Genomic DNA, 8,298 nt, shown 5'->3' on the forward strand with positions numbered 1-8,298 from the left:
CCGGAGTTCAAGCCGGACGTGCAACTGCGGTGTCGTCATTGGCGCTCTCTGCGCCCATGCTCTCTTTCAAATCGTTATCAAAGGCGAGCACGATGAGCTTGTCTTCCAGCGCGAAACGCGACGCCATTGCTTCGCCGATGTCTGACAGCGCGGTCTGGAATTCCAGCCAGTTATCGTGGTCGATAGCGTTTTCCAGGTGGGTATCGTAATAATCCATAATTTCCTGGGTATTCGCTTCCAGAAGGGGGTAGATTTGAGTGGCGGCCAGCAGCGGGCTGGAGCCTTCCATCTCGCTAATGATGCGCTCATAAATATTGAAATGACCGGCAGACAAGTAATCCACCAGGGCGTGGCAAAAATCGTCCAGCGCTTTTTCATCTAACGCGGTAACGGCTTCTTTACCCGGTTTAATGCCCACTAATTTGTAATAGGAGACCAACAGGTGGTTGCGGGCATTCAGCCAGTAATCGACCAGTTCGTTACTACCACCGACGCGCTCTGTCAGGCTCTTCAGCTGATTTAGCATGATTGACTCCGTAAGATATAAAATTTAATTGTCCAACAACCCAAAAATGTAAAAATAATGTTAACAACATGCCAGCGAAGCTGAGGTAGTGCAACCGATTATGGAACGGCTATTACAAAAAATAGACCATGGCTGGTGGATAGTCAGCCATGAACAAAAATTATGGTTACCAAAGGGAGAGTTGCCTCACGGTAATGCAGAAAATTTTGGCCTGACCGGGCAAACGGCGGCGCAAATCGGTGAGTGGCAAGGCGAGCCGGTATGGCTGGTCCGCCAGGCAAAACGCCAGGATATGGGCTCGGTTCGCCAGGTTATCGATCAGGACGTCGGGCTGTTTCAACTGGCGGGCAGAGGGGTGCAGTTAGCCGAGTTTTATCGCGCCCATAAATTCTGCGGATACTGCGGTCACGAGATGCACCCCAGCAAAACCGAATGGGCGATGTTGTGTCAGCACTGCCGTCAGCGATATTACCCGCAAATTTCCCCTTGCATCATTGTGGCAATTCGCCACCAGGATAAAATCCTGCTGGCTCAACACACCCGTCACCGCAACGGTTTGTATACCGTGCTAGCCGGTTTTGTCGAAGTGGGCGAAACCCTGGAGCAGGCGGTGGCGCGTGAGGTGATGGAAGAGAGCGGGATCACCGTGAAGAACTTACGTTATGTGACTTCTCAACCCTGGCCTTTTCCGCAGTCGCTGATGACCGCGTTTATGGCGGAATACCACAGCGGCGAGCTGAAGATCGATCCCAAAGAATTGCTGGATGCAGGTTGGTATCGCTTTGACGATTTGCCCCTGTTGCCGCCGCCGGGCACCGTCGCCCGCCGCTTAATTGAAGATACGGTGGCGCTGTGCCGGGCAGAGTACGGCTCGTGATACACTGGCCCCTTGTCGCTTAAGGAAATGCAAAAATGACCGAACTGAAAAACGATCGTTACCTCCGTGCGCTGCTGCGCCAGCCCGTAGACGTCACGCCGGTATGGATGATGAGACAAGCCGGCCGTTATTTACCGGAATATAAGGCCACCCGCGCCGAGGCCGGGGACTTTATGTCGCTGTGTAAAAATCCGGAGCTGGCCTGTGAAGTGACGCTCCAGCCGCTGCGTCGTTTCCCGCTGGATGCGGCCATCCTCTTTTCGGACATCCTGACCATTCCTGATGCCATGGGCCTCGGGCTCTATTTTGAAACCGGCGAAGGCCCGCGTTTTACCTCGCCCATCACCTGTAAAGCCGACGTTGATAAGCTGCCGGTTCCCGATCCGGAGCAGGAGTTGGGTTATGTGATGAACGCGGTGCGGACGATTCGTCGTGAGCTAAAAGGGGAAGTGCCGTTAATCGGTTTCTCCGGCAGCCCGTGGACGCTGGCGACCTATATGGTGGAAGGCGGCAGCAGCAAAGCCTTTACCGTGATCAAAAAGATGATGTACGCCGATCCGCAAACCCTGCACAACCTGCTGGATAAGCTGGCGCAAAGCGTCACCCTGTATCTGAACGCGCAAATCCGCGCCGGTGCGCAGGCGGTGATGATTTTCGATACCTGGGGCGGCGTGTTGACCGGACGCGACTATCAGCAGTTCTCGCTCTATTACATGCACAAAATCGTCGACGGCCTGCTGCGCGAGCAGGACGGCAAACGTGTGCCGGTAACGCTGTTCACCAAAGGCGGCGGCCAGTGGCTGGAACTGATGGCGGAAACCGGCTGCGATGCGCTGGGCCTGGACTGGACCACCGATATAGCCGATGCGCGCCGTCGCGTAGGCGATAAAGTGGCGCTGCAGGGGAATATGGACCCCTCCATGCTGTACGCGGCTCCTGAGCGCATCGAACAAGAAGTAGCGTCTATACTTGCTGGTTTCGGACAGGGTGAAGGCCACGTCTTTAACCTTGGGCACGGTATTCATCAGGATGTGCCGCCAGAACACGCGGGTGCGTTTGTCGAGGCGGTGCATCGCTTATCGGCGCCTTATCACAAGTAAACCGAGGAGGGGGAATGGATCTCGCTACGCTACGCGATCAACAACGGGAACTGGCGTCGCAGGTGATCCGCGAGGATCGGCTGTTACAGGATCCACCGCGCTTGATCGCAGGCGCGGATGTCGGGTTTGAACAAGGCGGCGAAGTGACCCGGGCAGCGATGGTGCTGCTCAAGTACCCCTCTCTGGAACTGGTTGAATATCAGGTGGCGCGCATCGCCACCACCATGCCCTATATTCCCGGCTTCTTATCCTTCCGTGAGTATCCCGCGCTGCTAAAGGCGTGGGAAATGCTGTCGCAGAAACCCGACCTGTTGTTTGTCGATGGTCACGGTATTTCGCATCCGCGCCGCCTCGGCGTTGCCAGCCATTTCGGCCTGCTGGTGGATGTGCCGGCCATCGGCGTGGCGAAAAAACGCCTGTGCGGCAAGTTTGAGCCGCTGGATGAAGAACAGGGCGCGCTACAGCCGCTGATGGATAAAGGCGAGCAGTTGGCGTGGGTATGGCGCAGTAAACGACGCTGTAATCCTTTGTTCATCGCCACAGGGCATCGTGTCAGCCAGGACAGCGCATTATTGTGGGTTCAGCGCTGCATGGCGGGTTACCGGCTCCCTGAGCCGACGCGCTGGGCCGATGCCGTGGCATCCGGGCGGCGGGCGTTTGTTCGTTGGCAGGAAATTCAGGGGTGATTCAGGTACACTCCCGCTCAAAATTCGGTTTATGAGAGTCCACTATGTTACAAAACCCGATTCACCTGCGCCTTGAGAAGCTGGAAAGCTGGCAGCACGTGACATTTATGGCGTCGCTGTGTGAGCGGATGTACCCCAATTACGCGATTTTCTGCCAGCAAACCGGCTATGGTGATGCGCATTTATACCGCCGTATTCTGGATTTAATCTGGGAAACGCTGACGGTCAAGGATGCTAAGGTGAACTTTGACTCTCAACTCGATAAACTCGAAGAGGCAATTCCCGCTGCGGATGACTACGATATTTATGGCGTTTACCCGGCAATCGATGCCTGCGTCGCGCTGAGCGAGCTGGTACATTCCCGGCTAAGCGGCGAAACGCTGGAGCATGCCGTTGAAGTCAGCAAAGCCTCTATCACTACCGTCGCCATGCTGGAGATGTCGCAGGCTGGTCGCGAAATGACCGATGAAGAGTTGAGAGTCAACCCGGCCGTTGAGCAGGAATGGGATATCCAGTGGGAGATTTTCCGCTTGCTGGCAGACTGCGAAGAGCGTGATATAGAGCTTATTAAGGGCCTGCGGGCCGACCTGCGTGAAGACGGAACCAGTAATATCGGTATAAATTTGCAGCAATGAGACAATAAAACGTGACTTATCACCTGTTTTGTCTCACCTGAAGGCTTCCAATTGGCCCCCCGTCTGGTCTACATTTGGGAGGCGAAAAAAAGTGGCTATCGGTGCGTGTATGCAGGAGAGTGCTTTTCTGGCATTTTCGTCGCACTCGATGCTTAGCAAGCGATAAACACATTGTAAGGATAACTTATGAATAAGACTCAATTGATTGATGTAATTGCAGACAAGGCTGACCTGTCTAAAACCCAGGCTAAAGCGGCACTGGAATCCACTCTGGCTGCAATTACTGAGTCTCTGAAAGAAGGCGATGCTGTACAACTGGTTGGTTTTGGTACCTTCAAAGTGAACCACCGCGCTGAGCGTACTGGCCGCAACCCGCAGACCGGTAAAGAAATCAAAATCGCCGCAGCAAACGTGCCGGCATTTGTTTCTGGCAAAGCTCTGAAAGACGCTGTTAAGTAATTCGCTGTGACGGCAAAAGGTTTTAACGAAGGGGCGATATCGCCCCTTTTGTTTACCTGGCGCTCACTGGCTCTGGCAGCCGGTGCGCTGTTGCTGACCGCCTGTAGCCGCCATTCCACCCTTCCTCCTTTTACCGCCAGCGGTTATGCCGCCGATCAGGGCGCGGTCAGGATCTGGCGTAAAGACGACAGCAACGACGCGGTGCGCATGCTGGTAGTCTTTAGCCCCTGGCGGACCGGTAGTACCACTACCCGTGAATACCGCTGGCAGGGCGAGTCGCTCGCGCTGATTGAAACCAATATTTATTCCAAACCGCCGGAGCATGTGAAAGTGCGTTTTGATGACCATGGCGAGCTGAGCTTTATGCAGCGCGAAGTGGACGGTCAGAAGCAACAGCTCTCCGACGATACCATCGCGCTGTATCGCTATCAGGGCCAACAAATGCGCGCGACCAGCGACGCGTTACGCGCTGGCAACGTGGTACTGAGACAAGGGCGCTGGCATGCCAACCGCACGGTAACCACCTGCGAAGGGGAAACCCTCAAGCCCGCGCTGGATGACGTCGCGATAAGCCATATCGAACGTCGTCAGGCGCATTCTTCCCTTGAGGTGAGCGTGGCGTGGCTGGAATCGCCGGAAGGCACCCAGCTGCTGCTGGTTGCCAATCAGGATTACTGCCACTGGCAACCGAAAGCGGCGACGTTTTGAGGGCAGTAAAAAGCCGCCCGTAGGCGGCTGATGTTTATTTTGCGTTTTCGCGCGCGATGGCGCGATAGCCAATATCACTGCGGCTAAAACTGCCGTCCCAGTGAATATCCTTCATTAACGCACAGGCGCGCTGCTGGGCCTGCGCTACGCTGTCTCCCAGCGCGGTAACGCACAGCACGCGCCCGCCGTGGGTCAGTACGCGATCGTCATCGGCCAGTTTGGTGCCCGCATGGAACACTTTCCCGTCGGCAACCTCTTCTAACGGCAGCCCGTGGATTTCATCACCGGTCCGATAGTCGCCAGGGTAACCGCCCGCCGCCATCACTACACCCAGCGAGGGACGCGCATCCCACTGGGATTTCACTTCGTCCAGTTTGCCGTCGCAGGCCGCCAGGCACAGTTCCACCAAATCAGACTGAAGACGCAGCATGATCGGCTGGGTTTCCGGATCGCCGAAGCGGCAGTTGAATTCAATAACCTTCGGATTGCCTTGCTTATCGATCATCAGCCCGGCATACAGGAAGCCTGTATAGGTGTTGCCTTCCGCCGCCATGCCGCGCACGGTCGGCCATATCACGCGCTCCATAGTGCGCTGGTGGACTTCGGCGGTCACCACCGGGGCAGGGGAGTACGCGCCCATGCCGCCGGTATTCGGGCCGGTATCGCCGTCGCCAACGCGCTTGTGGTCCTGGCTGGTGGCCATCGGCTCGACGTGTTCACCATCGACCATCACAATGAAGCTGGCCTCCTCGCCGTCCAGAAACTCTTCCACCACGATACGATGGCCCGCGTCGCCAAAAGCGTTACCGGCCAGCATATCTTTGGCAGCAGATTCAGCCTCTTCCAGCGTCATGGCGACAATCACGCCTTTGCCAGCCGCCAGGCCGTCGGCTTTAATCACGATCGGCGCGCCTTTCTCACGAATATATGCCAGTGCGGGTTCGACCTCGGTAAAGTTCTGGTATTCCGCCGTCGGGATGTTATGACGCGCCAGAAAATCTTTGGTGAAGGCTTTAGAACCTTCCAGCTGCGCTGCGCCCTGGGTTGGGCCGAAGATTTTCAGCCCGGCGGTGCGAAACGCATCCACCACGCCAATCACCAGCGGCGCTTCCGGGCCGACGATAGTCAGATCGATTTTTTCATTCTGGGCGAAGCTCAGCAGGCCGGCGATATCCGTAGCGTTAATCGCCACGTTCTGTAATGCCGGCTCCAGCGCCGTTCCGGCGTTACCCGGTGCGACAAATACGGTAGACACGCGCGGCGACTGCGCCGCTTTCCAGGCCAGCGCGTGTTCGCGCCCGCCGTTGCCAATCACTAATATTTTCATTCTCAGATCCTTAGTGGCGGAAGTGACGCATATCGGTGAAGATCATGGCAATGCCATGCTCATCGGCGGCAGCGATGACTTCATCATCACGAATAGAACCGCCAGGCTGGATCACGCAGCTGATCCCCACAGCCGCAGCGGCGTCGATGCCGTCGCGGAACGGGAAGAAAGCGTCGGACGCCATCGCGGAACCTTTCACTTCCAGACCTTCGTCGCCTGCTTTAATCCCGGCGATTTTCGCGGAATATACGCGGCTCATCTGGCCCGCGCCAATGCCGATGGTCATATTCTCTTTGGCATATACAATGGCATTGGACTTCACGAACTTCGCCACTTTCCAGCAAAACAGCGCGTCGCGCAGTTCCTGTTCGGTCGGCTGGCGTTTGGTCACCACGCGCAGGTCGCTTTCGCTCACCATGCCGAGATCCCGGTCCTGCACCAGTAAACCGCCGTTGACGCGTTTGAAATCCAGACCCGGTACGCGCTGCTGCCATTGACCGCACACCAGAACGCGCACGTTCTGTTTGGTCGCCGTGATTTTCAGCGCGTCTTCCGAGGCTGACGGCGCGATAATCACTTCAACGAACTGGCGGGAGATAATGGCCTGCGCGGTTTCGGCATCCAGTTCGCGGTTAAAAGCGATGATGCCGCCGAACGCGGAGGTCGGGTCGGTTTTATAGGCGCGATCATAGGCTTCAAGAATGGAATCATTGACCGCCACGCCGCATGGGTTAGCGTGCTTCACAATCACGCATGCCGGTTCGCTGAACGCTTTCACACACTCCAGCGCTGCGTCGGTATCGGCGATATTATTGTAAGAGAGCGCTTTGCCCTGCACCTGGGTGGCAGTCGCCACAGAGGCTTCTTTAATTTCTTCTTCTATATAGAAGGCGGCGTTCTGATGGCTGTTCTCGCCGTAACGCATATCCTGCTTCTTAATGAAGTTCAGGTTCAGCGTGCGGGGGAAGCGACCAGCGGGTTCTTTGCTCTCGCCGTGATAGGCGGGAACCAGGCTGCCGAAGTAGTTGGCGATCATGCTGTCGTAGGCGGCAGTATGCTCGAACGCTTTGATCGCGAGATCGAAACGGGTCTCCAGCGTCAGGGAACCGTCGTTGGCATCCATTTCATTAATAATGGCGGTGTAGTCGCTGCTCTTGACCACGATGGCGACATCTTTATGGTTCTTGGCGGCGGAGCGCACCATGGTCGGGCCGCCGATATCGATATTCTCGACCGCATCTTCCAGCGAGCAGCCTTCACGCGCCACGGTCTGCGCGAACGGATACAGATTAACGACCACCATGTCGATTGGCGCGATGGCGTGTTCAGCCATAATAGCGTCGTCCTGACCGCGACGGCCCAGAATGCCGCCGTGAACTTTAGGGTGCAGCGTTTTGACGCGTCCATCCATCATCTCCGGAAAACCGGTGTAGTCAGACACTTCGGTTACCGGCAGGCCTTTATCTGCTAACAGGCGGGCTGTACCGCCGGTAGACAGCAGCTCCACACCACGTTGAGAAAGCGCCTGAGCGAATTCGATAATACCGGCTTTATCAGAAACACTGAGCAGAGCGCGGCGCACTGGACGACGTTGTTGCATGGTAAATCCCCTGGATTTGACAATTACAGAGAGCGTTAGCTGAATTTTTCGTTAAAAACTCAGCTAACGCCCCTCGCGGGGCATCCTTGTTTTTGCGCGGGCATTGTAACGAAAACGTTTGCGCAACGCTCGCGAATTTTTAGAATTTCGACGGGATGTGGATAACTCTGTGTGTAAATGGGTATAAGGCGGGGTTTTGCTGTGGAATGCAGCAGTCAGTCATTTTTCTGTCATTTTCCTGTTGCGGTGACAAAAGAACTCCCTATAATGCGCCTCCATCGACACGGAACATGTGAACAACATCACAATGTAACGGCGGAGGTTGAAGAGAAAAATCCTGAAATTCAGGGTTGACTCTGAAAGAGGAAAGCGTAATATAC

At 55.9% G+C, this 8,298-nt stretch carries 9 protein-coding genes; 6 read left to right on the forward strand and 3 right to left on the reverse strand.

Going from position 1 to position 8,298, the window contains the following annotated elements:
• Positions 1-7: 7 nt before the first annotated feature.
• Positions 8-526, reverse strand: coding sequence for a sigma D regulator (rsd, locus tag GV764_RS14715; RefSeq protein WP_161660798.1), 519 nt, complete (start codon positions 524-526; stop codon positions 8-10).
• 100 nt (positions 527-626) lie between these two features.
• Here rsd and nudC point away from each other — a divergent pair, with 100 nt between their 5' ends.
• From nudC to GV764_RS14745, 6 genes are all read left to right on the forward strand, one after another.
• A complete protein-coding gene (gene nudC, locus GV764_RS14720; protein ID WP_161660799.1) occupies positions 627-1,403 on the forward strand; it encodes an NAD(+) diphosphatase in 777 nt (258 codons plus the stop codon).
• 35 nt (positions 1,404-1,438) lie between these two features.
• Positions 1,439-2,503, forward strand: coding sequence for a uroporphyrinogen decarboxylase (gene hemE, locus GV764_RS14725; RefSeq protein WP_144133160.1), 1,065 nt, complete (start codon positions 1,439-1,441; stop codon positions 2,501-2,503).
• 14 nt (positions 2,504-2,517) lie between these two features.
• Positions 2,518-3,189, forward strand: a complete 672-nt coding sequence (gene nfi / locus GV764_RS14730; RefSeq protein WP_161660800.1) for a deoxyribonuclease V — start codon at positions 2,518-2,520, stop codon at positions 3,187-3,189.
• Positions 3,190-3,233: 44 nt separating this feature from the next.
• Positions 3,234-3,824, forward strand: a complete 591-nt coding sequence (locus GV764_RS14735) for a YjaG family protein (RefSeq protein WP_125295691.1) — start codon at positions 3,234-3,236, stop codon at positions 3,822-3,824.
• A 186-nt stretch (positions 3,825-4,010) separates the two neighbouring features.
• Entirely contained in the window at positions 4,011-4,283 is a 273-nt protein-coding gene (hupA, locus tag GV764_RS14740; protein WP_002438605.1) for a nucleoid-associated protein HU-alpha, read from the forward strand.
• Positions 4,284-4,289: 6 nt separating this feature from the next.
• Complete coding sequence (locus GV764_RS14745; RefSeq protein ID WP_161660801.1) at positions 4,290-4,991, forward strand: DUF1481 domain-containing protein; 702 nt, start codon at positions 4,290-4,292, stop codon at positions 4,989-4,991.
• Between the two features lie 34 nt (positions 4,992-5,025).
• On the opposite strand, the gene purD is transcribed toward GV764_RS14745, so the two are convergent.
• Positions 5,026-6,318: a phosphoribosylamine--glycine ligase gene (gene purD, locus GV764_RS14750; protein WP_161660802.1), complete on the reverse strand. Its 1,293-nt coding sequence runs from the start codon at positions 6,316-6,318 to the stop codon at positions 5,026-5,028.
• A 10-nt stretch (positions 6,319-6,328) separates the two neighbouring features.
• A complete protein-coding gene (gene purH / locus GV764_RS14755) occupies positions 6,329-7,918 on the reverse strand; it encodes a bifunctional phosphoribosylaminoimidazolecarboxamide formyltransferase/IMP cyclohydrolase (RefSeq protein ID WP_161660803.1) in 1,590 nt (529 codons plus the stop codon).
• Between the last annotated feature and the right edge of the window lie 380 nt (positions 7,919-8,298).

It is taken from the genome of Atlantibacter hermannii, assembly GCF_009907385.1.
GTDB classification, from domain to species: domain Bacteria; phylum Pseudomonadota; class Gammaproteobacteria; order Enterobacterales; family Enterobacteriaceae; genus Atlantibacter; species Atlantibacter hermannii_A.